Source organism: Arthrobacter sp. C152 (assembly GCF_054890965.1).
This window is the reverse complement of sequence record NZ_JBTZSU010000016.1, coordinates 21,421-45,902: the sequence shown is the minus strand read 5'-3', so window position 1 is coordinate 45,902 and position 24,482 is coordinate 21,421. Positions and strand designations below refer to the sequence as shown.

Below are 24,482 nucleotides of genomic sequence, written 5' to 3'. Positions count from 1 at the left end.
GGGTAACCGGGCAGGAACGCACATTGCAGAGCTACGGGGCGGACGGGTCCTCGTCGTCGATCCCGATGGAACGGCCCCGGGCGAAATGGGCGTTCGCGATCTCATTGACCTCGTGGAAACTCTTCCCAGGGTGGGCCAGCCGGATCCACTCGTAGTCCCACTCCTGCAGGTCCCGTACGCGGTGTGCCTGTTTGCGGGCCCGCATCTGGGCTGTGAGTTCGTCGCCGCTCGGGACTGGGCGGGGCTGGGCAATGACGGGCTGCGGCCTGGGCGGGGGCACCGGGGCCGGCCGGGGCGGCGCTTTTGCCGTCCGTACTAGTGCCACCGTCAGGGCAACCACGCCCGCCGCGATCAGGAGGACCCACCAGTACTGGATGATGAGCGCGACGACGATGAGGACCAGGAAGGGGGCGCACCCGATGCCGCCGGCACCCCCGCTTCCTGAGCGGCGCCGTTTCGATGCCATGCTGCTTCCTCTTGCGAAGTGATGGAACGTTAGGCATCCACTGTCCCACCGGACGCGGGCCATGTCATGAGTAGGCGGTACTCGATTTTGCATTGCCCCGACAACCGCCCACATCCCCTACAACTGACTAGCAGTTGTTGTCGTTTTGACGCGCGAAAACGACAACTACTGCTACCTAGTTGGGTCAGTCCGTGATGTCGGTGCTGAGGCTGAGCTCCTGCCACTGGTCCAGCTCGGCGCGCTGCGCGTCGGCCACCATCCCGAAGGCCCCGAACGCGTCCGTCCCCAGCACCAGCAGTCCCGGCGGGTTGGGGGATTCGACGACGGCCATGATCGCCATGGCTGCCTTGTCCGGGTCGCCGGGCTGGGTGCCGTGTGCGGTGTCGTGCTCCTTGCGGCGCTTGCCGGCGGTATCCGCGTAGTCTCCTATCGGGGTCGCGGACTGCGTGAGCGAACGGCCCGCGAAGTCGGTCCGGAAGCCGCCGGGCTCGATGGCGGTGACGTGGATGCCCAGCGGCTTCAGCTCATTGCGCAGCGAGCCGGACATGCCCTCCAGCGCCGCCTTCGTGGCCGCGTAGTACCCCGAGCCGGCCGGCGTGATCCGCGCCCCGATCGAGGAGATGTTCAGGATGGCCCCCGACTTGTTGGCCCGCATGCCCGGCACCACCGCCTTGATCATGTCCACGGCGCCGAAGAAGTTGGTGTCGAACAGGCGCCGGACGTCGGCGTCGTCCGCTTCCTCGACGGCGGCCCGGTACCCGTAGCCGGCGTTGTTCACCAGGACGTCGATCGCCCCGAAGCGGTCCTCGGCCTGCTTGACCGCCGCGCTGATCTGCGCCTTGTCCGTGACGTCGAGGGGGAGGGCAAGCGACGTGTCCGGGAAGCCGGCGGTGATGTCCTGGATTGCCTCGGCGTTCCGGGCGGTTACGACGGCGTTGTGCCCGGACGCGAGCACGGCTTCAGCGAGTGCCCGGCCGAGTCCGGTGGAGCAGCCTGTGATGAGCCACGTTGCCATGGTTTTTCCTTTCGTGGGTGGGTTGAAGCGAAGGTGCGGCCGGGCAGCTAAGCCCGCTGCCGCCGTCGTGCGTGTGCCGTCAGTTCGTGGGCGCCGTAGCTGTTGTCGTCCGGGTTGACCGTGACGCCGGGTGCCACGAGCTGGTCGATGCGGTCCAGGACCTCGGGGGCCAGGTGGGTGTCGGCGGCCGGGAGGTAGGACTCGAGCTGCTCCATCGTCCGCGGGCCCACGATCGCGGCCGTCACGCCCGGGTGGTTGATCACGAACGCGATGGCCATCTCGATCAGGGTCACCCCGGCCCACTCGGCCACCTGGGCGAGCTCCTCCACGATGTCGAGCTTGCGCTGGTTGGCGGGCTGGCTCATGTCGAACCGGGCACTCGGGCGCGCCGAGGACGTGGGCCGGGACGCAGAGTCCTTCCGCCACCGCCCGGAGAGCCAGCCGCCGGCCAGCGGACTGTACGTCAGGGTGCCCATGCCATGGCGCTGCACCGTGGGCAGGACGTCTTCCTCAATGCCGCGGGTGAGGATCGAGTAGGGCGGCTGCTCGGTGACGAACCGCTCCAGGTTCCGCTCGCGGGACGCCCACTGCGCCTCCACGATCTGCGAGCCGGAGTAGGACGAGGACCCGATATAGCGGACCTTGCCCTGGCGGACCAGGTCGGTGAGCGCGCCGAGGGTCTCCTCCACATCGGTCTCGGGGCTGGGACGGTGCACCTGGTAGAGGTCGATGTAGTCGGTGTTCAGCCGCCGCAGCGAGTCCTCCACGGCGCGCATGATCCAGCGCCGGGACCCGCCGCGCATGTTGGGGCGGTCCTCGTCCATGGGCATGAAGAACTTGGTGGCGAGGAAGACGTCGTCGCGCCGGCCGGCCAGCGCTTCGCCGACGATCTCCTCCGAGACGCCGCCGGAGTAGACGTCCGCGGTGTCGATGAAGTTGATGCCGGCGTCGAGGGCGCGGTGGATGATGCGGGTGGAATCGGCGCGGTCGTTGTTGCCCCAGGGGCCGAACATCATCGCGCCGAGGCAGAGGGGGCTGACCTGCACTCCGGTGCGGCCAAGCGGGCGGTATTCCATTGTTATGCTCCTTCGGCTTCGGGGATGACCATGGCGAACCGCTCCGGGCGGGGCACGTCCGGGTCGGGGCCGCTGCGGATGCCGGTGTCCAGGGCGTCGATGGCGGCGAGCTCCGCGGCGGTGAGCTCGAAGTCGAACACGTCGAAGTTCTCCGCGATCCGGGCGGGATTGGTGGACTTGGGGATGGCCGAGCGGCCCTGTTGCAGGTGCCAGCGCAGCATCACCTGGGCGGGGGTCTTACCGTGGGCATGGGCGACGGCGGCAATCGCCGGGTCCCGCATGACGTTCTTCCGGTTCTCGCCCCAGCCGGGGTAGAACGTGATGCCGCCGATCGGCGACCACGCCTGGGTGAGGATGTCGTACTCCGCGTTGGCCGCCTGGACCCCGCGCTGCTGGAAGTACGGGTGAAGCTCCACCTGGTTAACGGCGGGGACGACGTCCGTGGCCTGGAGCAGCTGTTCCAGGTGGTGCGGCAGAAAGTTGCTGACGCCGATGGCCCGCACGCGCCCGTCCTCCAGGAGGGTTTCCAGGGCCTTGTACGCGGCGAGCGTCTTCTCGAACCGGTCCGGCGCGGGCTGGTGCAGGATGAACAGGTCCAGCTGCTCCACGCCGAGTTTGCCCACGGCCTTGTCCCAGGCGTGCAGCGCCTCGTCGTAGCCGTAGTCGCTGACCCAGACCTTGGTTTCAATGAACACGTCCTGGCGCGGCAGTCCGGAGCGGCGGATGCCTTCGCCCACCTCGCGCTCGTTGCCGTACGCGGCGGCGGTGTCGATGTGCCGGTAGCCGGTGGCCAGCGCGGTCTGGACGGCCGCCGTCGTCTCCTCCGGGGGACTTTGGAAGACGCCAAGGCCAAGCGCTGGGAGGGTGACGCCGCTGTTGAGTTTCAATTCCATGCCTTCACGGTATTTCGCCGGCGGCGCTTATGGGAGGGGTTGCCAGTGCCTCCCTCGCCGCGCGGGGGCGGCGTACCGTGGAGGCCATGACCAACAGCGACGACGTGCGGAAGTTCCTCACCTCCCGCCGCGCCAGGCTCACGCCGGAGGAGGCCGGGCTGCCGGCGTACGGCGGGAACCGGCGGGTGGCCGGGCTCAGGCGCGAGGAAGTGGCCATGCTTGCGGGCCTGAGCATCGACTACTACATCCGGCTGGAGCGCGGGAACCTGTCAGGCGCCTCGGACAGCGTCCTGGAGTCGCTGGCGCGGGCTTTGCAGCTGGACGACGCCGAGACGGCCCACCTGTTCGACCTCGCCCGCGCGGCCACCACCGCCCCCCGGGTCCGGCGCAAGCGCAGCCCGCAGGCCGTGCGCCCCAGCGTGCAGCGCGTCATCGATGCCATCACGACGGCGCCGGCCTGGGTCCGCAACGACCGCGGCGACGTCCTGGCCTCCAATGAGCTGGGCCGGGCCCTGTACCTGGACATGATGGCGGATCCGGTTGCGCCGCCCAACAGTGCACGGTTCACGTTCCTGAACCCCAGGGCCCGGGAGTTCTTCCGCGACTGGGAACGCACCGCTGACGACATCGTGGCTGTCCTGCGCTCCACCGCGGGCAGGAACCCCTTCGACAAGGACCTCACGGACCTGATCGGCGAGCTGTCCACCCGCAGCGAGGAGTTCCGCGCCCGGTGGGCCAGGCACGACGTGAAGTACCACCGCACCGGGCGGAAGCGGCTGCACCACCCGGTGGTGGGGGACCTGGACCTGGCCTTCGAAGCCCTCGAGCTGCCCGCGGACCCGGGGCTGCGGATCAACATCTACACGGCCGAGCCCGGCACGCCCTCGGAGGATGCGCTGAAGGTCCTGGCCAGCTGGGCGGCCACGCAGCGGAGCGGGCCGATCCGGGAGCCGAGCGCAACGGAGCGCCGGTCCTGAGGATTGCGTGCGTTCCAGCCCAGTTACTTCCGGCCGCGCGGGTCCACAAAGCCGGGACACGCCGTCGTCTGTGGCGCGCCGGCGGGGTGCCCCAGAGGCAACTGGGCTGGAATGCACGACGGCGGCAGTCACCGGTGAGGGCAGGCTTCGGTGGGCGTGGGGCTAGAGCAGGAAGTGAAAGAATCCTTACCGGCTCTTTTCACTTTTTGCAGAAAGTGAAATAGTTGAGGCGGAACCCTTTCCCAAGCGAGCCCGCGAAGGAGCAACGTTGGACCCAATCCGCACCGCATCCGGGTGGCCAGCGCTCGAATGGGAAAGGCTTTTGTGGGAGACCAAGGCCACCGTGGGACCTCGTTCCATCACGGAAACGCCGTCCATTCCCTACAAGGCGGCAGTTCCCCCTCGCATACGGGAGATCACCTACATCCCCACAAGCGCGGTGACAGCAGCGGCCGAAGATGCTGCCTTGGCTATACGGGACTTTGACCACGAGTTCGGCAACGACGTCGCGCCATTTTCGGCCATTCTGCTCCGCACTGAATCGGTCTCGTCGTCGCAGATCGAAAACGTTACTGCCAACGCGCGGAGCATTGGCATGGCTGAACTTGGTGATGATTCCAAGCGCAACGCAACTTTGGTGGTGGACAACGTGGCCGCCATGAACGCGGCCCTCGCCACCGCCGATGCGCTGGAGCCGGCGTCTATCCTCGCAATGCACCACACCCTGATGCTCCATGCCGATCCAAAGGGCGCCGGGCGATGGCGTTCCGAACCGGTATGGATCGGGACCTCAAGCGCCAGCCCTGTCGGTGCTGATTTTGTGGCTCCCGACGCGAAACGGGTTCCGGAACTCATGGATGACCTCATGGCCTACGCCCGCCGGAGCGATATCCAGATCCTGGTCCAGGCTGCGATTGCGCATGCCCAGTTCGAAACCGTCCACCCGTTCACGGATGGAAACGGCAGGACCGGACGGGCGCTGCTTCATGCCATGCTTCGCAACAAGGGGTTGACCCGCGCGGTGACTGTGCCGGTCTCAGCGGGGCTGCTCAGTGACGTCGAGGGGTACCACCGCGCCCTGACCGCGTACCGGGACGGCAACCCGGACCACATCATCTTGCTCACCGCGGAGGCCACCTTCCGCGCTATCGGGAATGGTCGCCAGCTCGCTACGGACATCACGAGCGCCAGGAACCGGTGGAAGGATGCCATCAAGGCCCGAAAAGACGCAGCCGCATGGAAGATCGCAGATCTGCTGGCGCGCCAGCCGGTTGTAAACGCCAAGCTTCTGGAGGACCGGCTTGGGCTGTCGGGCCCCACGATCTGGCGCCAGATGCAGGTCCTGGAAGAAGCTGCTGTGGTCCAGGGTTTCGACAAGTTCAAGCGTGGCCGGCACTGGAGAAGCGACGAGATATTGGCCGCGCTGGATGCTTTCGCGGCCCGCTCGGGGCGGCGAACCAGAACCTGACCGGCGGAACGCGGCAGCGCCTACTTCGCGATGCTGAACGAGTCCGTGAAGCTGTACCCCTCCGCGGGGACGAACTTCACGTCCATCCGGGAACCCGTGAGCTTGATGTCCAGGGTGCCGTACGCGGGGTCCTTGTTGCTCCCGGCCCAGGCTGCGAAAACGGGCCTGTCCGAGTCTTCGGTGTTGATGTCCCGGATGCTCTTGCCGCCCAGGCCCGAGGTGGCGAAGACCGTCCCGGCGCCCTTGGCGAACGAGTTGTCGTCGTCAACGGCGCACTTGCCCCGGGCCAGGACTGTGGAGCAGTCGTTCGGCATACCCAGCTGGAAGGTGCGCTGGTAGATGTGCTCGTGGCCGGTGAGGACCAGGTCCACCTTCTTCTGGATCAGCAGGTCGGTCAGCGCCGTCCCGGCCTCGCAGCTGTATTCGCCCATGCTGAAGCACACCGTGTGCATCCCCACCACGGTCCACGGGATGCCGTCCGCGCGGGCGCCATCTATCGCGTCCTCGGTCCACTGCCAGCGCTTGCTGTCCTCGGAGTAGTCCAGGTCGCCCTGGTCGAAGGCAATGCCCGGCGACACCGCGATCAGCCGGACCAGGGGCTTCTCCTGCGGAATGTCGACGTACCACTGCGTGCCGTATTCGCCCTCCAACCCCGGCAGATTGTTGGGCAGGCACTTGACGTAGTTGCGGATGTGGCCGCCCTCGCCGTTGCTTTCGTGGTTGCCGGCCACGAGCTCGAAGGGCAGGTCGCCGAGTTTGTCGGTGACCATTTTGCAGAACTCCTCCTCGGTGCCCTGCCCGTAGGAGAGGTCGCCCAGGTGGAAGTTGAAGTCGGGCTGGATTTCCTTGATCTTGTCCAGTACGGCTTTGGCGCCGTCCTGCATCCCCATGTCGCCCGCCGCGGTGAAGTGCACGGTCCGCTCAGCCGGTGGGGGTTTGGGCCCGGGGATACATCCGGTGAGCGCTGCGGCCGCCACGAGGGCAAGGACCATGGCGGCGGCTCGAATCCGCCCGGCCACGCCCCGTCTTTGCCAGCTGCGCCAGCCCGCCACGTTGCCCCCATCCCCAGGTCTGCTTTAGGTAGCAACAAGCTAGCGTGGGGGTTTCGGCGCGGGCAAGAGGGGTTCCCGCAGGTCATCCACAGGCGTCCCGCGCCTGGGCAGGGAAGTACGACGGCGGCGCGCGGCCTGGCTGCCCCGCCGTCAGTCCTGCAGGGCCGTGGTGAGGACCGCCCGCATCTTGTCCCGCAGGAGCTCCTGCCCGGTGATGCTGGGGTGTTCCCGGTCCGGTCCCAGCAGGATGTCGGCGCGGCCTTCCAGCCACTGGTCGGCGATGGGATCGATGAAGGGCACGCCCTTGTCCTGCGCCGCGGAAGCGGTGAAGTCGCGGACGCTGGCCAGCTCGGGATCGGGCTCGTCCGTGCCGGAGAGCGGACCGACGGCGACGAGCACCGCCTTCGGGGCCAGCACCGAGGCTTCGGCGAATGCTGACGCCGCGGCCTCCCGCAGCGCGTCCGGGTCTGTTCCTTCGTCGTTGTCGGAGCCGAAGAAGACCACCACGTCCGTGTCGGCGCCCACCGCGGCCTGGACCTCCGAGGTGAAGGTGTCCCCGCGTTCGCCGGGCACCACGTAGCCGCTGCCGTTCTCCGCCGCGTTGGTCACCTGGACCGAACGGTTGCCGGGCAGCGGCACGGACCTCAGCAGCACCGGCCAGGCCTCGTCCGCGGAGGTTCCGAATCCGGTGCTCAGCGAGTCCCCGATCACCACCACCCGGATGGCTGGCGCGCTGGCATCCATGGCCTGGATGCCGGCCGGCGGCGCGCATCCGGTGACGGCGGCAAGGAACAGGGCAGCGCCGGCGGCCATACCCGCAAGCGCAACTCGCGATGATCCGTCCACCACTCCTCCAATCCCTGGAAGCGGGAAGCACGGGCCCATGCTAGGCCGCGACTCAGCAGCAAATGGGCGGGTCCGGGCAGGTCTGTGGGAAAGCTGCGGTACGTGATGGCGCCTATGTGGAAACCCCGTAGTACGTGATGGCGCGTTGTGGGGGAGGGACGGGAAATCGCATAACCGGCCCCAAGCCGCATGAGCGGTGGGGGCCAGCGGCGCTCATGCGGCTGCGGGCCGGTCTTGAAGGGAAGCCCCGGAAAGCAGCCGGGGCGCTTGACGGCCGCGCACCCGCCAACATATCCTGAACGAACGGTCGGTAAATAAATCGGCGCCGCGGAAAAAGGCGCCCGACAGGTCTTGCATAGGAGCAACCATGGCAGCGCAGAACTTGCAGTCAGTGCCGGATGAGCTAACCCCGGAGGCGGACGCCGCAGGGCAGGCCCACTTCGACCGCATCATCTCCGAGGACTCCCGCATCGAGCCCCGCGACTGGATGCCCGCGGCCTACCGCAAGACCCTGCTGCGCCAGATCAGCCAGCACGCGCACTCGGAAATCATCGGCATGCAGCCGGAAGCCAACTGGATCACCCGCGCCCCGAGCCTGAAGCGCAAGGCGATCCTCATGGCCAAGGTGCAGGACGAGGCCGGCCACGGGCTCTACCTCTACAGCGCCGCCGAGACCCTTGGCCAGTCAAGGGACAAGATGATGGACGACCTCATCGCCGGCAAGGCCCGCTACTCGTCCATCTTCAACTACCCGGCCCTGAGCTGGGCGGACATGGGCGCCATTGGCTGGCTAGTGGATGGCGCAGCCATCTGCAACCAGGTCCCGCTGTGCCGCGCGTCCTACGGTCCCTACGGCCGCGCCATGGTCCGCATCTGCAAGGAGGAGTCGTTCCACCAGCGCCAGGGCTTCGAAATCCTGCTGGAGCTCTCCAACGGCACGGAAGCGCAGAAGCAGATGGCCCAGGACGCCGTGAACCGCTGGTACGCCCCGGCCCTGATGATGTTCGGCCCGCCGGACGACGATTCACCCAACTCCAAGCAGTCCATGGCCTGGAACATCAAGCGGTTCAGCAATGACGAGCTCCGCAGCCGGTTCGTCGGCATGATGGTGGAGCAGGTCAGGGTCCTGGGCCTCACCCTCCCCGATGACCAGATCCGCTTCAACGAGGACACCAGGAAGTGGGAGCACGGCCCGCTGGACTGGGACGAGTTCCACGAGGTCCTCGCCGGCCGCGGCCCCTGCAACGCCCAGCGCCTTGAGCGCCGGAGGGAAGCGCACGACGACGGCGCCTGGGTCCGTGAAGCAGCTGCGGCTTATGCAGCAAAACAGTCAGCCAAGCAGCAGAAGGAATACGCAGCATGAGTGAGTCAACCGCCGAGTCCACTGGAAACGCCTGGGGCCTGTGGGAGGTTTTCGTCCGGTCCAGCCGCGGCCTGAGCCACGTCCACGCCGGGTCCCTGCACGCTCCGGACGCCGCCATGGCCCTGCGCAACGCCCGCGACCTCTACACCCGCCGCAACGAGGGCGTCTCCATCTGGGTGGTCCCGGCCGACGCCATCGCCGCCAGCGACCCCGACTCCAAGGGCAGCTTCTTCGAGTCCCCGCAGGGCAAGGACTACCGGCACGCCACGTACTACACCAAGAGCGAGGGAGTGAAGCACCTGTGAGCACCCCCGAAACGGCAACAGGCCACGGCGACATCTCCACCGGTGTGGCCGGCGGCGACTCCAACGCCTCCGCAACAAGGATCACCCCCGGCAACGCCCTCCGCCCGGAGGACATCGCCCTCGAGGTCAAAACGGGCCTGGTCAAGCCGACAGAAGATATCGCGGAGTACGCCCTGCGGCTCGGCGACGACGCCCTCATCCTCGCCCAGCGCCTGGGCCACTGGATCTCCCGCGCCCCGGAGCTGGAGGAGGACATCGCCCTGGGCAACATAGCCCTGGACCAGCTGGGCCACGCCCGCAGCTTCCTGACCTACGCCGGCGCGGCCTGGGACAAGTCCGAGGACGACCTGGCCTACTTCCGCCGCGAACATGAGTTCCGCAGCGTCCAGCTGTTTGAGCAGCCCAACGGCGACTTCGCCGCCACCATCGCCCGCCAGTTCGTGGTGAGCTACTACCAGTACGAGCTCTACCGCCGCCTCACCGAATCCACCGACGAGACGCTGGCCGCCATCGCCGCCAAGGCCGTGAAGGAAGTGGACTACCACCGCGACCACAGCGCCCAGTGGGTCCTGCGCCTCGCCGGCGGCACGGAGGAATCCCGGACCAGGATGATCCACGGCCTGCGCACCATGTGGCCGTACGTGAACGAACTCTTCCAGGACGATGACCTGGTGACGCGCCTTGCCGAGGCGGGGGCCGCCGTCGCGCCTTCCAGCCTGAAAGAAGACTTTGACCGCCTGACCGGCGCGGTCCTCAGCGAGGCCGAGCTGGAGGTGCCGGACGTTCCGGGCGCCCCGGGCGGTGGCCGGCAGGGCAAGCACTCGGAGTACTTGGGCTACATCCTCGCGGAGATGCAGGTGCTGGCCCGCGAGCATCCCGGGGCGAGCTGGTGACCGTCATGATCACCGAACAGGAAACGCAGCAGCAGGCCTGGGACGTCGCGGCCACGGTGGTGGATCCGGAGATCCCGGTCCTCACCATCGCGGACCTGGGGATCCTGCGGAAGGTCGACGTCGGCACGGACGGAGGCGTGCGGGTCACCATCACCCCCACGTACTCGGGCTGCCCCGCCATGGACGCCATCCGCGACGACCTGTACACCGCCTTTCACAAGGAGGGCTACGAGGACGTCCAGGTGGACCTGGTCCTCTCGCCGGCCTGGACCACGGACTGGATGACCGAGGCCGGGAAACAGAAGCTGCAGCAGTACGGCATCGCCCCGCCCACCGGGCACAGCAAAGCCGGCGGCCATACGGGTGCCATCAGGCTCAAGATGGCCGTGAAATGCCCGCAGTGCAACAGCCTCAACACCAAGGAACTCACCCGTTTCGGTTCCACGTCCTGCAAGGCGCTGTATGTGTGCCAGGACTGCAAGGAACCGTTCGATTACTTCAAAGTCCTGTAAGGAAGCCCCTATGCCTGTTGTCCGCCAGACCGCCGCCGAAGAGGCTGAGGTGACCGGCCGCCGTCGTCCGTCCTTCCACACCCTGGCCGTGAAGGAGGTGCGCCGGCTCACCGAGGACGCCATCGAGGTCAGCTTCCATGTGCCCGCGGAGCTCGCCGGCCAGTTCGACTACCTGCCGGGTCAGTACGTGGCCCTGCGCACCACGCTCCCGGACGAGACGGGGGAGCCGAAGGAGATCCGCCGCAGCTACTCCATCTGCGCCGAGCCGCGCAGCTTCGCGGACGGCACCAGCGAGATCCGGGTGGCCATCAAGAAGGACCTGGGCGGGCTGTTCTCCACGTGGGCCAACGCCGAGCTGAAGGCGGGGGACACCCTGGACGTGATGAGCCCCATGGGCGCGTTCGTGTCCAAGCACGGCCGCGACGGGCGGGCCGTGGAGCAGAACGTCATGAACTCCATGAACCACCCCGAAGAATTGGCGGGGGAGGCAGGCAACTTTGTGGCGATCGCGGCGGGGTCCGGCATCACCCCGGTGATCGCGATCGCCCGGACGCTGCTGGCCGCCAATCCGGACACCCGGTTCGACCTGATCTACGCCAACAAGGCCGCCATGGACGTGATGTTCCTGGAGGAGTTGGCGGACCTGAAGGACAAGTACCCGCAGCGGCTGGCCATCCACCACGTGCTGAGCCGCGAGCAGCGGATCGCGCCGCTGCTGTCCGGCCGGATCGATGCGGAGAAGCTGCAGCAGCTGCTGGGCACCGCCCTGCACGCGGACGACGTGGACGAGTGGTTCCTCTGCGGGCCGTTCGAGCTGGTGCAGCTGTGCCGGGACACCCTGGCCGAGCGCGGGGTGAAGCCGGAGAACGTCCGGTTCGAGCTGTTCACGTCGGGCAAGCCGGACCGCCCGGAGGGGCACGCCGGCCGGCCCGTCATCGTGGACGAGAGCCAGGAGACGTACAAGATCACGTTCAAGCTGGACGGCCTGCAGGGCGAGGTGGCCAGCCCCACGCACGCCCGCGAGTCCATCCTGAACGCGGCGCTGCGGGTGCGCCCGGACGTGCCGTTCGCGTGCGCCGGGGGAGTGTGCGGCACGTGCCGGGCCAAGGTGGTCACCGGCAGCGTGACCATGGACGAAAACTACGCGCTGGAGCAGGATGAGCTGGACAAGGGCTACGTGCTGACCTGCCAGAGCCACCCCACCAGCAAGGAAGTCACGGTCGACTTCGACGTCTAAGTCTTTTCTTCAAGAAGGAGCTTCATGATTTCCCTTTCCATCAGCAACGGCATCGCCGAGGTTGTGCTGGACGCGCCGCAGAAGCTGAACTCGCTGGATGAGCAGGCGCTCAAGGAGCTCGGCAAGGCGTACGACGACGCTGCTGCCGCCGCCTCGCGCGGCGAGGTGCGGGCGCTGCTGCTGAGAGGAGAGGGCCGGGCCTTCTGCGCGGGCCGGGACATCGCGGGGGTCACCCCGGAGAGCGACGACGCCGCGGCGTACCTGGGCGGGCTGGTGGAACCGCTGCTGAAGAAGATGGCCGCGTTCCCGGCTCCGACGTTTGCTGCCGCGCAGGGGGCGTGCCTGGGCGTGGGGCTGGGGCTGCTGCTGGCCACGGACGTGGTGTACGTGGCGGAGACCGCGAAGCTCGGCTCGCCGTTCGCCAAGCTGGGGGCAACGCTGGATTCGGGCGGCCACTGGTACTTCACGGAGCGGCTGGGCATGCACCGTACGCTGGACCTGATCTACACGGCGGATCTGATCTCGGGCGCCGAGGCAGTGGCGCAGGGGATGTTCAGCCGGGCCATGCCGGCCAGTGACCTGCTGGAGTCGACGAGGGAGATCGTTGCGCGGGTGGCTGCCGGGGCCACGGGAGCGTTTGTTGCGTCGAAGGAGCTGGTGGCGCACATCCGCGACCAGCGCCTGGGCCTGTGGCAGGCCATGCAGGAGGAGAACGAGGAGCAGGCGCGCCTCTGCAAGACCGAGGACTACGCGGAGGGTTTCCGGGCGTTCCAGGAGAAGCGGGAGCCGAAGTTCACGGGCGGCGTTGGTTCGTGATCTTGATCCAATCTTGAGTTTCCCCTGCGGATGCCTTGATTCATCTTCGAAAGAGTTAGCGAGCCTGGATAAACCAGGTCAAAGCACGCTGCACTGAGTCGGTAAGCAAAATCAGGCCGGGGTAAGCGGCGACTCGATGGGTGGCGCAGGACTCGCCTTGTCACCGTTTCAGCATTGACGCCGGGAGTTATCGGTCTGTTGCTTCCGCAACGAATGCTTGGATCACTTGTCGATGTGCCGCGGCAGCTCGAATGAGAAAAGAATCAAACATGGGGGCCTCTCAGAGGCGGCTTCTCGCCGCCGCTGCTTCACTTGCCATCGCAACATGCAGCTTCGGTTATGTTGCACCGGCCATCGCAGCACCAACAACCACCGTAACCAACGACCAGGTCACGGAACCAACTTCCCAACCCACAGCAGCGCCGTCACCGCAGGCAGAAAGCCCGGCACCGGCCACGCCCACAGCGGGCGTCACGGACACACCAACAGCGGCAGCCACGGAAGCACCAGCCGAAGCGCCCGGCGGCAACGCTGTTGCATCAGCGGAGCCCACAGCTTCGGCAGCTCCCGTAACGGAAGCAGCCCAGCCAGCCCAGATAGCCCGGCCTGAGGCCGTGGCGGGTGGAGCAACCACTACCGCCGCATCGCTGTTGGGCCAGCTGACGGTGGCAACGCCTTCGGCCTTGGCTTACGATCGGGCAAATTTCAACCACTGGATTGACGCAGACGGTAACGGTTGCGATACGCGCGCTGAGGTGCTCATCGCCGAGTCCGTCGTGCCCGCCACCGTTGGAGCGGGATGTACTGTCACGTCCGGCCAGTGGAACTCCTGGTACGACGGTGCGACGTGGACCAACCCTAGCGACGTTGACATCGACCACTTTGTGCCGCTGGCCGAGGCGTGGAAGTCGGGCGCCTGGGCGTGGACGGCGGAGCAGCGCCAGGCATTCGCGAACGATCTGGCATACGGCGGCAGCCTGGAGGCCGTAACGGACAACGTGAACCAGGCCAAGGGCGGCAGCGACTTTGCCGCGTGGCTCCCCGCCCTGGACCAATGCCGTTACGCCCAGCAGTGGGTCGCCGTGAAGTACCGCTGGAACCTCACCATTGACACCCTTGAACAGGGGGAACTGAGCCGGTACCTGTCGGGAAGTATCTGCGGCAGCGCGACGATTGCGTTGCCGCCCAAGGCTGAAACACCTGCCCCGGCGGCTGAGAGTAGCTTCACGACGTCGGGCGCGATCGGTGCCAAGTACGCGGCAGCGTCCGCGGTGCTCGGCGCTGCAACGTCCCAGGAATTCACGGGTCAGCGTTTCGGCGGGGCCTACCAGTTGTTTGAGCGTGGCACTATCGGTTACCTCCAGCAGTACGGCGCCTACATGGTCATCGGCGGCATCAATGCCGTATGGCACTCAATCGGCGCCCAAAACAGCGATCTCGGCTACCCGACGTCTGACGAGTACGCACCGATGGCCGGCGGGGTGATGCAGGACTTCCAGTTCGGCAAGATTTCGTGGAACCCGGCCACCGGGTCCAGGATCACCAAGGGTGGCATCGGCGTCACCTGGGATAACGCGGGCGGCCCGCTCAGCGGTCTCGGCTATCCGACGACGGATGAATATGCGCCGATGCCCGGCGGCGTCATGCAAGGGTTCCAGTACGGCAAGATCTCCTGGAACGCTGCAACCGGGTCCCGCATCACCAAGGGCGGCATCGGTGCCACCTGGGACAAAGTAGGAGGTCCGCTCAGTGGCCTTGGCTACCCCACCACGGACGAGTACGCCACCGCCAATGGAGGCGTGACGCAGGCGTTCCAGTACGGGCAGATCGTCTGGTCGCCTGCCACGGGCTCCCGGTTCATCAAGGGCGGTATCGGCCAGACGTGGATCAATGCTGGCGGCCCTAACAGCGGACTCGGTTACCCCACCTCCGATGAGGTCGGTGGCCTTGTCGGCGGCGGTGCAAAGCAGTACTTCCAAGGCGGAGAGGTGGTGTGGTCTCCTGCTTCGGGTGCGCGCGTGATGACCGGTGGGATCAGGGCAGCGTGGGTCGGCCAGGGCTCCGAAGGAGGGCGTCTGGGCTACCCGACCACCAATGAGTATGGTGCCAGCGGTGGCGGGTACTCGCAGGACTACCAGGGTGGCCGGATCACGTGGCGCTCCGGCAGCGTCAGCATCGAGTACGCGTCCGACGCCTACCAGCCCGCGCCTGCTCCCGCCCCGGCCCCGGCTCCGGCGCCTGCGCCTGCGCCCGCTCCCGCCCCGGCTCCGGTTTACTACGCGAACTGCGATGCTGTGCGTGCTGCAGGGGCAGCGCCCCTCTACTGGTGGCAGCCCGGCTACCGCACCGCATTGGATCGGGACTTGGACGGTATCGCCTGCGAATAGGCAACCAGTGGAAAGCCCCAGCCTCGATCATCGAGGCTGGGGCTTTTTTGCACCTGGCTCGTTTGAGGAAGCTCAAGACCGCTTGAAGAATTCTTGAGTCAACCTTGAAGGCCCATTGAAGGAATCTTTATCTGCGTTCGAAAGAGTAGTTGAAGCCGGAGAATTCCGGCCGATGCCCGCTGCCGGTCTCAAATAGGCAGCGGCGTTGAGAGACTTACTCATGGGGGCACAATTGTCTGAAGTTTTGAACGCCGATATTGATGCAAAAGAAGAAAGTGGTGTCAGCCGACGCCGCGTGGTCGCCGGCGTTGCATGGTCCGTGCCGGTGATCGCTACAGCCATCGCCGCTCCGGCTGCTGCGGCTTCAGGTATCTCAGCCACAGCTTCGCTGGTAGCCCCGGGTTCAAGCATTTCCTTCGTCAGCTCAACGGGTACGGGCACAGGCACCAACCACACCGGCACGGGGCCTACGGGCTTCCAGATCTACAACAGTGGCTCTGCAGTCACAGGTTCCATCACCGGCACCATCAACATCAAGCCAACCGGAACGGTGACCGCCGGTGCAGGCATCCAGTCCCTGACCCCAGGAACCCTCACGCCCGCAAACCCGGCCTACTCGGCCACGTTCGAATACAACGCCACATTTACTTATGCGGGCGGCCTTACCAGTGGCCAAACCCTGAGCTTCCCCCTGTCCTTCCAGTACCAGCGCCTCACCGGCTCGTCTCCGAGCAAGACAACCTACAACTACACGCTGACCATCACGCTGAGGCTCCCCGACGGCACGGACCGGATCATGACCGGCGCCCTGAGCGTCAACTACTGACGATGGTCTGGAAACGTGGCGGCTTGGTCGCCGAGGTCTGTACGAAGCCAAGGGCCCGCGTCGCCCTGCTCCACCTCGACGCAACCCAGCCTGTTGTGTTGGAAGGCCCGGCTGCCGTCATCTGGGACCTGATCGACGGCCAACGGACCCAGCAGGAAATCTTCACAGAACTCGAGGACACCTTTGAGGACGCAACAGGCCAAATGCAGGCCCAGGTGGAAGAGTTCCTGGCGAACCTCGAAGCGCAGCGCCTGATCGAGGCTGCCCACGGCACGTCCCGGTAGCCCGTGGCATCCACGGGAATCCTGGGGAGCGTCCGCTCGCCATGGCAGCAGCGGCTGTTCGAGGAGTTGGCACGCGGCAGCGACCTGCTCTGCCTGGATGTGCTGGGCAGGCGGTTCGTTGTCCGCTGGGGCTCTGCCGTCACGTGGCAGCAGCGGATCGCCATGAGCGCGGCCTGGGCGCGGTGTGCCAGCGCCGAGGAGCCTGTGCTTCCGCCGGTGCCGCTGGAACCCACGGATGAGCGGCCGTTCACGGCGTCCGTCGCGTGCGCGTCGATAAAGGACGACGGCGGCCCGTTCCATCTTCAGGCCGCCTCCTTTGAGGAGCTGGCTGAGAACCTCACGTCCCGGCTTACGGTCGCCGCCATCCTGGACAACGCCGGCGAGCTGACCATGCTGCACGCCTGCGGCGTGGCTGACCCCGGGACTGGGGCAGTGGTGGCGCTGGTGGCGAAGTCGGGAACGGGGAAGACCACGGCGGCGTCCGTGCTTGCCAGAACGTACGGCTATGTCACGGACGAGACGGTGGCCATCGGCTGGGACGGCTCGGTGGTCCCGTACCCCAAGCCGTTGTCGGTGAAGCAGAAGGCCGGCGGACCCAAGCGCCAGGTGGGGCCGGACGAATTCGGGCTGCAGCCTGCGCCGGGCATGCCCTTCATCCAGTCGGTCGTGCTCCTCAACCGCGTGCCCGGCCCCACCACTCCAGCCTTGGAGCGGGTACCGCTGGCCGACGCACTGCTGGCGCTCATCCCGGACTCCTCCTCGCAGGCCGAAGTGGTGGAGCCGCTGCAGTCATTGTGCCGCCTCATCGACAGTGTCGGGGGAGTGTGGCAGGTGACCTATTCGGAGGCTGCCGACCTCCCGGCGGCCCTGGAGCCCTTGTTCCAGGTGCAGCCGCCGTCGGGAAATTCATGGGAACCGGCAGCGACCCGAACCGACCGCTCCGGCGAGTTCCGTGGCGGCAGCATCCGGCGCCGGATCCCGAAGGACGCCGTGGCCATCGGCGGCGACCTGCTGGTCATGCTGGACCACGAGATCGTGCGGGTGAGCGGGATCGGCCCGGCCATCTGGGAGGCCTGCGCCAGCCCGGTGGACCTGAACCGCATCGTGGATTACGTCGCGGAGGTGCACGGCGCGCCCGAAGGTTACCGGGCCGCCGTCGTCAATGCCGTGGAGCAGCTGGTAGCGAGGACAGTCCTGGAACGCGGCGGAAACTGACCCCCGCGCACACAAAACTTGAACCTAAGGAACCATCATGAGCACAACCACCGCGTCCACGGAGGCGCCCTCCGGCCTGGACCTGGCGGACTACCTCAACATCCTGCCGGTCTACTGGAAGGCCATTGCCGCCTTCACCCTGCTGGCTACCCTGGCAGCCGCCGGCTGGACCGTCCTCCAGCCCAAGATCTACTCCTCCGACTCCAGCGGCATCGTGGTCACGCCGGGCTCGGACAACGTGAGCCTGGCCCTGGCGGGGGACAGCCTGGCCAAGGCGAAGGTCAAGAACTACGAGTCGGTGGCGAAGTCGCGCCTGGTCGCTGACCGGGTCATCGCGTCCCTTGACCTGAAAACCGGTGCGGACGCCTTGCTCGGCAGCATCAGCGTCAAGGTGCCGCTGGACACCGCCGAAATCCGGGTCACGGCGACGTCGACCGACCCGGCCACTGCCCAGCGCGTGGCCGATGCCTGGGTGAACGGCCTGGCCGCGCAGGTGGAGGCCATCGAGACCACTCCCTCCACGGATGCAGCAGGGCAGGCGGCAACAGCCAGTACGCCGAGCGCTGTCCGGGTACAGCCCCTCGGCAAGGCGGTCCTTCCCACCAGCCCCACATCACCGAACATCAAGCTCAACCTGGCCCTGGGCGCCCTCGTCGGCCTGGCCCTGGGGGTGGCTTACGCCCTGGTCCGCCGGCACCTCGACCGGCGTCTTCGCAAGGCCGCCGAAATCGAGCGCCTGTTTGGCATCCCCGTGATCGGGACGCTGCCGGTGGACCACCGCCTGGACGGGAAGAGCACCGTCCTTGACGCCGGCACCGCGGCGCAGGTGCACGACGCCGGCGGTGCCATGGCCGAGGCCCTCCGGGAACTGCGCACCAACCTGAGCTTCCTTGACGTCGACGAGCCGCCCCGGATCATCGTGGTCACCAGTTCCATGCAGGCAGAAGGAAAGTCGACGGTGACAGCCAACCTGGCGGTCACCATGGCGGCCGCCGGTGAGAACGTGGTGGTGGTCGACGGCGACCTCCGCCGCCCCACGCTGGTGGATGTTTTCAATTTGGTTCCGGGAGTGGGGGTCACCGACGTGCTCACCGGCAGCGCCCGGCTGGCGGATGTTTTGCAGCCCTGGGGTGCCCTGCCGAACCTCTCGGTCCTCGGGTCCGGCCGCATCCCGCCCAACCCCAGCGAACTGCTGGGGTCCCGGGCAATGAAGAACATGCTGGACGCACTGGCCAAGGACGCTGTCGTCCTGATCGACGCCCCGCCTCTGCTTCCCGTGACAGACGCCGCCGTGCTCTCGCGTGCGGCCGACGGTGCCATCGTGGTCATTCGGACCGGCAAGACCACCCAGGAGCAGCTGGACCAGTCCCTGGGGAACCTCGACAAGGTCAGGGGCCGCGTCCTGGGCGCCGTCCTCAACTACGTGCCCACCAAGGGAACGGACGCCTACTCGTACTACGGGACGTACACGTCTGCGGCGTCCCAGACGTCTGCCACCGGGCTCCTGCCGCCTGAGAACCCGGAGGAGTCCCCGCGGGGCTTCGAGGCAGCTCCCGCCGGGCGCCGGGTCAAGGTCTAGGTCTGTTCATGCTCGGCGAAGCCGAAGAAGCGCTGCTTGGCATTCCTGAGGGCGTCCTTTTGGGCCACGCCCTGGTGCAGCGGGTAGCAGACACGCTCGGAATCCGGTGCTTCTTCATCAAGGGACCAGCCAGCGTCGTCCACGGGCTGCGGCAGCCGAAGACATCAACTGATGTGGACGTGTTCGTTGAACCCTCCGCCCTGGAACAGCTACTGCAGGGCCTGCGGGAGCGGGGTTGGCTGGAACGTCCCGTGGATCCGGATAGCCGGACTTTCCCGAAGCACTCGGTGACGCTCCACCACCCCGAGTGGCCCTGCTGCATCGACGTCCACTTCCGCTTTCCCGGAATGGAAGAGGCGCCTGCCGACTGCTTCCACAAGATGTGGGAGAACACAGAGATCCTGGAACTTGCAGGACAAGAATTGCACGTGCCGTCGAAGCCGCTGGGAATCCTGATGCTGGCACTGCATTCCCTCCGTGCGCCCCACTTGCCCGCTTCCAGTCGGGAGCTGGAGCACCTGGAACACGCAACACGAGAGCAGTCGCACGTGTCCTCCCTCATGGACATTGCAGTAGCGACTGGTTCCCTGGCCGCCTTGCGCCCATTCCTTGAGCCACTCCTGCCGGCAGAAGTGTCGGTCACGTGGCCTGAGCCTTCTGTGGAGTGGCGAAACCGTCTCATGGTCAAAGAACCCGGCAGCGCGCAACTGATTGCCATCCTGCAGGCCCCATGGCGGGACAGACCGCAGCTGCTCTACCGGGCTGTCTTCCCACGGCCGGAGTCCTTGCTGAGCGGGAACATTTATGCCGACATGTCGCTGCTCGGCCGCGCTGCCCAGCACCGGGGCAGATGGGGAAAATTCCTCCGCGCGCTGCCACGCCTTGTGCGGGACCTTCAACGCCTCTGACGGTCCCGCCGCGGCAGCCTCATGGCCGAAAAATGGCCGGCTTTTAGTGGTAGGTGGGCCTATCGGAATAAGCAACCAATTGCCGGTTAGCCCACCAAATTTGTTAAGGTTCAGCTATGACTACGGGGAAAGCTATTACCAAAGCCGTCATTCCTGCTGCCGGATTGGGAACTCGCTTCCTGCCTGCAACCAAGGCAATGCCGAAGGAAATGTTGCCGGTGGTTGACCGCCCGGCCATCCAGTACGTGGTGGAGGAAGCGGTGGATGCGGGTCTTACCGACCTGCTGATGATCACGGGCCGCAACAAGCGCGCCCTCGAGGACCACTTTGACCGCGAACCGGGCCTGGAAGCTGCTCTTGAGGCCAAGGGGGACAAGGACAAGCTGGGCATGGTGGAGTACGCCTCCAACCTGGGCCCCATCCATTACGTCCGCCAGGGTGAAGCCAAGGGCCTGGGCCACGCGGTGCTGTGCGCTCAGCAGCACGTCGGAGATGAGCCGTTCGCGGTTCTCCTGGGTGACGACCTCATTGACGAGGCTGAGGACCTGCTGAGCAGCATGATGGAGGTTCAGCAGAAGACCGGCGGTTCGGTGATCGCGCTGATCGAAGTGGATCCGTCGCAGATCAGCGCCTATGGCTGCGCGGACATCACGGCCGTGGAAGGCGAGGACTACGTCCGCGTCAACAGCTTGGTGGAGAAGCCGGCTGTTGGCGAGGCACCCTCAAATCTTGCCGTGATCGGCCGCTACGTGCTGCACCACTCAGTGTTTGGGGTTTTGGAGAATACTGAACCGGGCCGTGGCAACGAGATCCAGCTGACGGACGCACTGCAGACCCTGGCCGCCGGTGAGGGCGAAGGCTCCGGCGTGTACGGTGTAGTCTTCAAGGGCCGCCGCTACGACACCGGCGACAAGCTGAGCTACCTCAAGGCAGTGATCACCCTCGCTTCAGAGCGTGTGGAGTTCGGCGAGGACCTGAAGACCTGGATGAAGGGCTTCGTGGGGTAGTCCGCTCTACTGACTGTGGGAGGTCCGTTGCCGGAAGGCAGCGGACCTCCTTTTTTGGAGTGCCAAAGCAGCGAGCAGAGCGCCTATGACAGCCCCTGTCGTGTTCGTCACGATATCTGACGGGCTTGCAAAGCGGTCGTGAAGAAACAAGAACTGCCCAAGTTCGATGCAGCCGGACACCAGCAGCCCGAACGCACCAATTTGCCACCAGTACTTTTTGGGAAATGCGAGTGTACTGACAATTCCCAGCGGGATAAAGAGAGCCACGTTGGCGGATGCCTCGACGAATTGGTAATTGACCCAGTTAGGGACGCCGTGGCGGTGAAGAAAATACAGGACGCTTGCGAGCTGCCCTGCCACAGGCTTATCCACGGGGCTGGGCCAGAAGGCGATCAACCCCAGTGGCACCATCATGAACGCGAGAACGAGCCGCCAGAACCGTTGTTGGTGAAGGAGCCTCAAAGCGTCCTCAGGAGGCCCGTAGAAGGGCTAGGGCGGCGGTTCCTACGGCGGAGGCGGCCAGTAGGATAACGAAAGCGTAGCGGAGCGTCTGTGGGTGGGGTAGTGGGATTGAAAAATCGAGTTCCCGCGGTGCTTTGCGCCAATGTCTCCCCATAGGTCATATAAATACCACAATGCCATAAAGGCGGAGGGTGGGTGGTTCTCCGTTACAGGAGAACCACCCACCCTCTTTGGTGCTAGGAGGTATCGCCGTTAGGCAGCAGCCTCAGCCTTGGCGCGGCGGCGAACCACCACTACAGAGGTTGCGCCGGCGGCCAGTGCGCCTGCGCCAACCAGGGTCCAGAGAACCAGACCGGAGTCGGCGCCGGTGTTGGCCAGACCGCCGGTGTTGGCCAGCGGAGCACCAGCAGCAGTGCCACCGGTGTTGGCCAGGGAAGCTGCCACGGTGACCGTGACGGGGCCGACGGTGATGCCGGAGGTGTTACCGGTAGCGGTGATGGAGTAGGTGCCTGCTTCCCCGATGGAGATGGGCAGCGAAACCGCGCCCTGTGCGTCAGCAGTCGCACCCAAAGTGGTTGCAGTGAAGACGGGAATCGCTGCGGAGACCGAGCGGCCCAGTCCTGCGCCGGTTGCTGCCGGCGGGTTGCCGGGCGTGACGTTGATGGTCAGCGATTCGCCGGCGAGGAAGCCCTGCCCACGGAAGACGAAGGTTTCACCCGGGCCAACGGTACCGTCAGAAACGGCGGCCTGCGGCGGAAGTGCCGGGTATGTTGCGGCCATGGCAGGTGCCGAGCCGATCAGTGCGATGGAGCCTGCAAGCGCGAGTGCAGCGAAAGTCTTCTTCATGCGATGTCCCCCCGGAGACGTTTAAGTTTTGAAACCCGATTCTGGGGAATGTCCCCTCTGCACGAGACCGTGTGCAGTACTACGGATAGATATCCCAATAAAGAAGGTACCATCCCGGATAGGTTGTGACCAACCTCAATCCAGTCGGTTTACATAGTGTTTACGCAGCCGTCACTGGCCTTGGTCGCAGGACGCATTTTCCGTCGGCAGGATAACGTCTTTTACATGCTGGACAGTAGGTGTGACAACCACGTTAGGTTCGGTGTGCTGAACGATTTTCCCGAAGGTGAAGTCCACAGTCTTGCTTTCGCCAGGCGCAAGCTGCTGGGCGACGACGCCTACAGGCCTGTTCGCATGGATGTAAGGAGCGAAAGGAGTCTTCTGGCCATCAACCGTGGCCGATTCTACATTTGCGTGCGCCGGGCCGTAAGCGACGATGTTGGTTTGAACAGTACCCGGTGTGATACCGAAATCGCCTCCGCCGGTCACATATGCAGGCAAGATAGACCCAGCGTTGGTGGGAGCCGTGTTGGTGCTCGTTATGCGGACGATCGTTTGTTCGTACCCGTCCGCAGGGCACGCTTTCACTAGTTGGACTGTGCGTTTGACGTAGTAGTCCATCTTGGCACCCGTTCCATCATTGAAATAGGCGCCGAACTGGGCGGCTGACACACTTGGTCCTGAAATAGCGCCGCTAAGAGCGTATTTAGAAATGACGGATTGTTGGGAGGTATCTGCGGACCACACCAGTACCCGTCCTTCTTCAGTCCCTCGTGACAAACCACTGATCAGCCCCTTGGCTTCGCCTTTCCCGCTGGACAGCGCTACAAAGATTTCTTTTGCAACGCCGGCAAAATATGCGTCCTGCATTTTAGGTTCTTTGATCTTTGCATAGACGTTGGAGAGAAGCGTCGGGACAACGTTTTCACCCGTGAGAACCGTCGGCAGACCCGAGGCCTTCACTGCTGCCAGTTCGGGTCCATTGACGGAAACCGGTCCCGTGGACTGGAGGATGTAGCTGAGGACAACCGGGTCTACGGAAATGACACCATCGACACGTTGGCCGGTTTTTCTTTCCCACATTGCCTGTGCGCTGCTCGCAGCAGTGGGAAAATCAGGGGTGAGATTCACATCTTGGAAGTACTTTCCAAGCCGTGTCGAGTAGATCTGCTGCTGTTGTGGATCTACTGGTATCACAGGGGACATGATGCCGACATCCCCTGCGCTACTCTGTGGTCCCAGGGAGAGCTTGCCTTTGTCGAGGGTGAGAACGGCCAAGGCGCCTGGAATGCCGCCCGAGGCCCGGGCCTCGGCATCATTCTGGATCATCAGGAGGTAGTTTCGTGCCCCATCAGAGCCAAGCATTGACGGGGCTATGTTTGTCGCGTCAGCAGCGACATTGAGCACATCGCTTGCCTGTTTCAACTCCGCGGTTGCTTGGTGAAGCGGGGTAACGATCTGGGGCAGTAAGTTGTCCGCCTTAATTGCATCCAACCGTTCCCAAGAGGCTCGGACCGCGTAGGCAGACGATGAAACGCTCGGCGCTGCCGCCTTGATTGGTTCAAGGTTGGCGCCTGAACCACTAGGTATCAACGATTCCCAGTTCAAGGAGTCGTAAACGCTCACCAACGGGCTCAAACCTAAAGTCGCGACGTCGTCAGCAGACCTGGCGACTTCGGAGACTGCACTAAGGTTTGGTCCCACCCAGGGAATACCTGAAGCCAAGGTCCATAAGGGATCCTCAGTATCTGCTCTTGCGGCAGATGTGTGTTCCCGAAGCGTTGAAACCGTTTCTTCGGCCAGGTTCGCCTCGGACGAAACGATTTCTTCCTTGAGCTGCGGCACCAGATCCGCGGCCGCTTCTAGGTGCGCTCTGATCGAAGTCGCTTTTAGCCCCAACCATGCAGCGCTCCCTCCCAACGCGATTCCCAAGGCCAGCATGGGCAGGCCTATGCGCAGAAAGCGAAGCCGTTTAGCTCGGTGGTCGCGTCGCGTGGAAAGGCTTGGCACTTCAGAAAAGGAGGGCCTGGTGACTATCTGGTCGTCCAT

Annotated in this window: 24 protein-coding genes; 15 read left to right on the top strand and 9 right to left on the bottom strand. The window is 65.4% G+C overall.

Features of this window, described 5'->3' with window-relative positions; genetic code table 11:
- Positions 1 to 31: 31 nt before the first annotated feature.
- From ACYSM9_RS12655 to ACYSM9_RS12640, 4 genes are all read right to left on the bottom strand, one after another.
- Positions 32 to 466, bottom strand: coding sequence for a hypothetical protein (locus ACYSM9_RS12655; RefSeq protein WP_461857316.1), 435 nt, complete (start codon positions 464 to 466; stop codon positions 32 to 34).
- Between the two features lie 184 nt (positions 467 to 650).
- The gene (locus ACYSM9_RS12650; protein ID WP_461857315.1) at positions 651 to 1,481 is read right to left on the bottom strand and encodes an oxidoreductase; all 831 of its coding nucleotides are present in this window, start codon (positions 1,479 to 1,481) and stop codon (positions 651 to 653) included.
- 47 nt (positions 1,482 to 1,528) lie between these two features.
- Positions 1,529 to 2,557: an aldo/keto reductase gene (locus ACYSM9_RS12645; protein ID WP_461857314.1), complete on the bottom strand. Its 1,029-nt coding sequence runs from the start codon at positions 2,555 to 2,557 to the stop codon at positions 1,529 to 1,531.
- A gap of 2 nt (positions 2,558 to 2,559) precedes the next feature.
- Positions 2,560 to 3,450: an aldo/keto reductase gene (locus tag ACYSM9_RS12640; RefSeq protein WP_461857313.1), complete on the bottom strand. Its 891-nt coding sequence runs from the start codon at positions 3,448 to 3,450 to the stop codon at positions 2,560 to 2,562.
- An 86-nt stretch (positions 3,451 to 3,536) separates the two neighbouring features.
- Here ACYSM9_RS12640 and ACYSM9_RS12635 point away from each other — a divergent pair, with 86 nt between their 5' ends.
- Both ACYSM9_RS12635 and ACYSM9_RS12630 read left to right on the top strand, forming a co-directional pair.
- A complete protein-coding gene (locus tag ACYSM9_RS12635) occupies positions 3,537 to 4,427 on the top strand; it encodes a helix-turn-helix transcriptional regulator (RefSeq protein WP_461857312.1) in 891 nt (296 codons plus the stop codon).
- Positions 4,428 to 4,695: 268 nt separating this feature from the next.
- Positions 4,696 to 5,895 carry a Fic family protein gene (locus ACYSM9_RS12630; RefSeq protein ID WP_461857311.1) on the top strand — a complete coding sequence of 400 codons (1,200 nt, stop codon included), beginning with the start codon at positions 4,696 to 4,698 and terminating at the stop codon, positions 5,893 to 5,895.
- Positions 5,896 to 5,915: 20 nt separating this feature from the next.
- Here ACYSM9_RS12630 and ACYSM9_RS12625 read toward each other — a convergent pair whose 3' ends face one another.
- Both ACYSM9_RS12625 and ACYSM9_RS12620 read right to left on the bottom strand, forming a co-directional pair.
- Positions 5,916 to 6,914 carry a metallophosphoesterase gene (locus ACYSM9_RS12625; RefSeq protein WP_461857310.1) on the bottom strand — a complete coding sequence of 333 codons (999 nt, stop codon included), beginning with the start codon at positions 6,912 to 6,914 and terminating at the stop codon, positions 5,916 to 5,918.
- 183 nt (positions 6,915 to 7,097) lie between these two features.
- Positions 7,098 to 7,793, bottom strand: a complete 696-nt coding sequence (locus tag ACYSM9_RS12620) for an SGNH/GDSL hydrolase family protein (protein ID WP_461857309.1) — start codon at positions 7,791 to 7,793, stop codon at positions 7,098 to 7,100.
- Positions 7,794 to 8,160: 367 nt separating this feature from the next.
- Between ACYSM9_RS12620 and paaA the strand changes: the two genes are divergently transcribed.
- The 13 genes from paaA (at position 8,161) to galU (ending at position 21,125) form a co-directional block, all read left to right on the top strand.
- The gene (paaA, locus tag ACYSM9_RS12615; RefSeq protein ID WP_461857308.1) at positions 8,161 to 9,156 is read left to right on the top strand and encodes a 1,2-phenylacetyl-CoA epoxidase subunit PaaA; all 996 of its coding nucleotides are present in this window, start codon (positions 8,161 to 8,163) and stop codon (positions 9,154 to 9,156) included.
- Complete coding sequence (paaB, locus tag ACYSM9_RS12610) at positions 9,153 to 9,461, top strand: 1,2-phenylacetyl-CoA epoxidase subunit PaaB (RefSeq protein ID WP_461857307.1); 309 nt, start codon at positions 9,153 to 9,155, stop codon at positions 9,459 to 9,461. Before paaA ends, paaB begins: the two co-directional genes overlap by 4 nt.
- Positions 9,458 to 10,354 (top strand): 1,2-phenylacetyl-CoA epoxidase subunit PaaC, encoded by an 897-nt coding sequence (paaC, locus tag ACYSM9_RS12605; protein WP_461857306.1) that lies wholly within the window; start codon positions 9,458 to 9,460, stop codon positions 10,352 to 10,354. Before paaB ends, paaC begins: the two co-directional genes overlap by 4 nt.
- Before the next feature lie 5 nt (positions 10,355 to 10,359).
- Complete coding sequence (gene paaD, locus ACYSM9_RS12600) at positions 10,360 to 10,866, top strand: 1,2-phenylacetyl-CoA epoxidase subunit PaaD (protein ID WP_461857305.1); 507 nt, start codon at positions 10,360 to 10,362, stop codon at positions 10,864 to 10,866.
- A 10-nt stretch (positions 10,867 to 10,876) separates the two neighbouring features.
- Complete coding sequence (gene paaE / locus ACYSM9_RS12595) at positions 10,877 to 12,103, top strand: 1,2-phenylacetyl-CoA epoxidase subunit PaaE (RefSeq protein ID WP_461857304.1); 1,227 nt, start codon at positions 10,877 to 10,879, stop codon at positions 12,101 to 12,103.
- A gap of 24 nt (positions 12,104 to 12,127) precedes the next feature.
- Positions 12,128 to 12,919, top strand: coding sequence for an enoyl-CoA hydratase/isomerase family protein (locus ACYSM9_RS12590; RefSeq protein ID WP_461857303.1), 792 nt, complete (start codon positions 12,128 to 12,130; stop codon positions 12,917 to 12,919).
- 269 nt (positions 12,920 to 13,188) lie between these two features.
- The gene (locus tag ACYSM9_RS12585) at positions 13,189 to 15,306 is read left to right on the top strand and encodes an excalibur calcium-binding domain-containing protein (RefSeq protein ID WP_461857302.1); all 2,118 of its coding nucleotides are present in this window, start codon (positions 13,189 to 13,191) and stop codon (positions 15,304 to 15,306) included.
- Positions 15,307 to 15,538: 232 nt separating this feature from the next.
- Entirely contained in the window at positions 15,539 to 16,132 is a 594-nt protein-coding gene (locus ACYSM9_RS12580) for a hypothetical protein (protein ID WP_461857301.1), read from the top strand.
- A 23-nt stretch (positions 16,133 to 16,155) separates the two neighbouring features.
- On the top strand, positions 16,156 to 16,416 hold the full coding sequence (locus ACYSM9_RS12575; RefSeq protein WP_461857300.1) for a PqqD family protein: 261 nt from the start codon (positions 16,156 to 16,158) through the stop codon (positions 16,414 to 16,416).
- 3 nt (positions 16,417 to 16,419) lie between these two features.
- On the top strand, positions 16,420 to 17,631 hold the full coding sequence (locus tag ACYSM9_RS12570; RefSeq protein WP_461857299.1) for a PqqD family protein: 1,212 nt from the start codon (positions 16,420 to 16,422) through the stop codon (positions 17,629 to 17,631).
- A gap of 37 nt (positions 17,632 to 17,668) precedes the next feature.
- Entirely contained in the window at positions 17,669 to 19,210 is a 1,542-nt protein-coding gene (locus tag ACYSM9_RS12565; RefSeq protein WP_461857298.1) for a tyrosine-protein kinase domain-containing protein, read from the top strand.
- An 8-nt stretch (positions 19,211 to 19,218) separates the two neighbouring features.
- On the top strand, positions 19,219 to 20,118 hold the full coding sequence (locus ACYSM9_RS12560) for a nucleotidyltransferase family protein (RefSeq protein ID WP_461857297.1): 900 nt from the start codon (positions 19,219 to 19,221) through the stop codon (positions 20,116 to 20,118).
- Between the two features lie 116 nt (positions 20,119 to 20,234).
- The gene (gene galU / locus ACYSM9_RS12555; RefSeq protein WP_461857296.1) at positions 20,235 to 21,125 is read left to right on the top strand and encodes a UTP--glucose-1-phosphate uridylyltransferase GalU; all 891 of its coding nucleotides are present in this window, start codon (positions 20,235 to 20,237) and stop codon (positions 21,123 to 21,125) included.
- 6 nt (positions 21,126 to 21,131) lie between these two features.
- Here the strand turns inward: galU and ACYSM9_RS12550 are convergent, their stop codons facing one another.
- From ACYSM9_RS12550 to ACYSM9_RS12540, 3 genes are all read right to left on the bottom strand, one after another.
- On the bottom strand, positions 21,132 to 21,485 hold the full coding sequence (locus ACYSM9_RS12550) for a VanZ family protein (RefSeq protein WP_461857295.1): 354 nt from the start codon (positions 21,483 to 21,485) through the stop codon (positions 21,132 to 21,134).
- A gap of 354 nt (positions 21,486 to 21,839) precedes the next feature.
- Complete coding sequence (locus ACYSM9_RS12545; protein WP_461857294.1) at positions 21,840 to 22,433, bottom strand: LPXTG cell wall anchor domain-containing protein; 594 nt, start codon at positions 22,431 to 22,433, stop codon at positions 21,840 to 21,842.
- Positions 22,434 to 22,604: 171 nt separating this feature from the next.
- Positions 22,605 to 24,482 (bottom strand): DUF4012 domain-containing protein, encoded by a 1,878-nt coding sequence (locus tag ACYSM9_RS12540; RefSeq protein ID WP_461857293.1) that lies wholly within the window; start codon positions 24,480 to 24,482, stop codon positions 22,605 to 22,607.

Excerpts from the sequence above, each read along its gene's own strand:
- ACYSM9_RS12655 (WP_461857316.1), bottom strand. The coding sequence starts at position 466 with ATGGCATCGAAACGGCGCCGCTCAGGAAGCGGGGGTGCCGGCGGCATC.
- ACYSM9_RS12650 (WP_461857315.1), bottom strand. The coding sequence starts at position 1,481 with ATGGCAACGTGGCTCATCACAGGCTGCTCCACCGGACTCGGCCGGGCA.
- ACYSM9_RS12645 (WP_461857314.1), bottom strand. The coding sequence starts at position 2,557 with ATGGAATACCGCCCGCTTGGCCGCACCGGAGTGCAGGTCAGCCCCCTC.
- ACYSM9_RS12640 (WP_461857313.1), bottom strand. The coding sequence starts at position 3,450 with ATGGAATTGAAACTCAACAGCGGCGTCACCCTCCCAGCGCTTGGCCTT.
- ACYSM9_RS12635 (WP_461857312.1), top strand. The coding sequence starts at position 3,537 with ATGACCAACAGCGACGACGTGCGGAAGTTCCTCACCTCCCGCCGCGCC.
- paaA (WP_461857308.1), top strand. The coding sequence starts at position 8,161 with ATGGCAGCGCAGAACTTGCAGTCAGTGCCGGATGAGCTAACCCCGGAG.
- paaB (WP_461857307.1), top strand. The coding sequence starts at position 9,153 with ATGAGTGAGTCAACCGCCGAGTCCACTGGAAACGCCTGGGGCCTGTGG.
- paaD (WP_461857305.1), top strand. The coding sequence starts at position 10,360 with ATGATCACCGAACAGGAAACGCAGCAGCAGGCCTGGGACGTCGCGGCC.
- paaE (WP_461857304.1), top strand. The coding sequence starts at position 10,877 with ATGCCTGTTGTCCGCCAGACCGCCGCCGAAGAGGCTGAGGTGACCGGC.
- ACYSM9_RS12590 (WP_461857303.1), top strand. The coding sequence starts at position 12,128 with ATGATTTCCCTTTCCATCAGCAACGGCATCGCCGAGGTTGTGCTGGAC.
- ACYSM9_RS12585 (WP_461857302.1), top strand. The coding sequence starts at position 13,189 with ATGGGGGCCTCTCAGAGGCGGCTTCTCGCCGCCGCTGCTTCACTTGCC.
- ACYSM9_RS12565 (WP_461857298.1), top strand. The coding sequence starts at position 17,669 with ATGAGCACAACCACCGCGTCCACGGAGGCGCCCTCCGGCCTGGACCTG.
- ACYSM9_RS12560 (WP_461857297.1), top strand. The coding sequence starts at position 19,219 with ATGCTCGGCGAAGCCGAAGAAGCGCTGCTTGGCATTCCTGAGGGCGTC.
- galU (WP_461857296.1), top strand. The coding sequence starts at position 20,235 with ATGACTACGGGGAAAGCTATTACCAAAGCCGTCATTCCTGCTGCCGGA.
- ACYSM9_RS12545 (WP_461857294.1), bottom strand. The coding sequence starts at position 22,433 with ATGAAGAAGACTTTCGCTGCACTCGCGCTTGCAGGCTCCATCGCACTG.
- ACYSM9_RS12540 (WP_461857293.1), bottom strand. The coding sequence starts at position 24,482 with ATGGACGACCAGATAGTCACCAGGCCCTCCTTTTCTGAAGTGCCAAGC.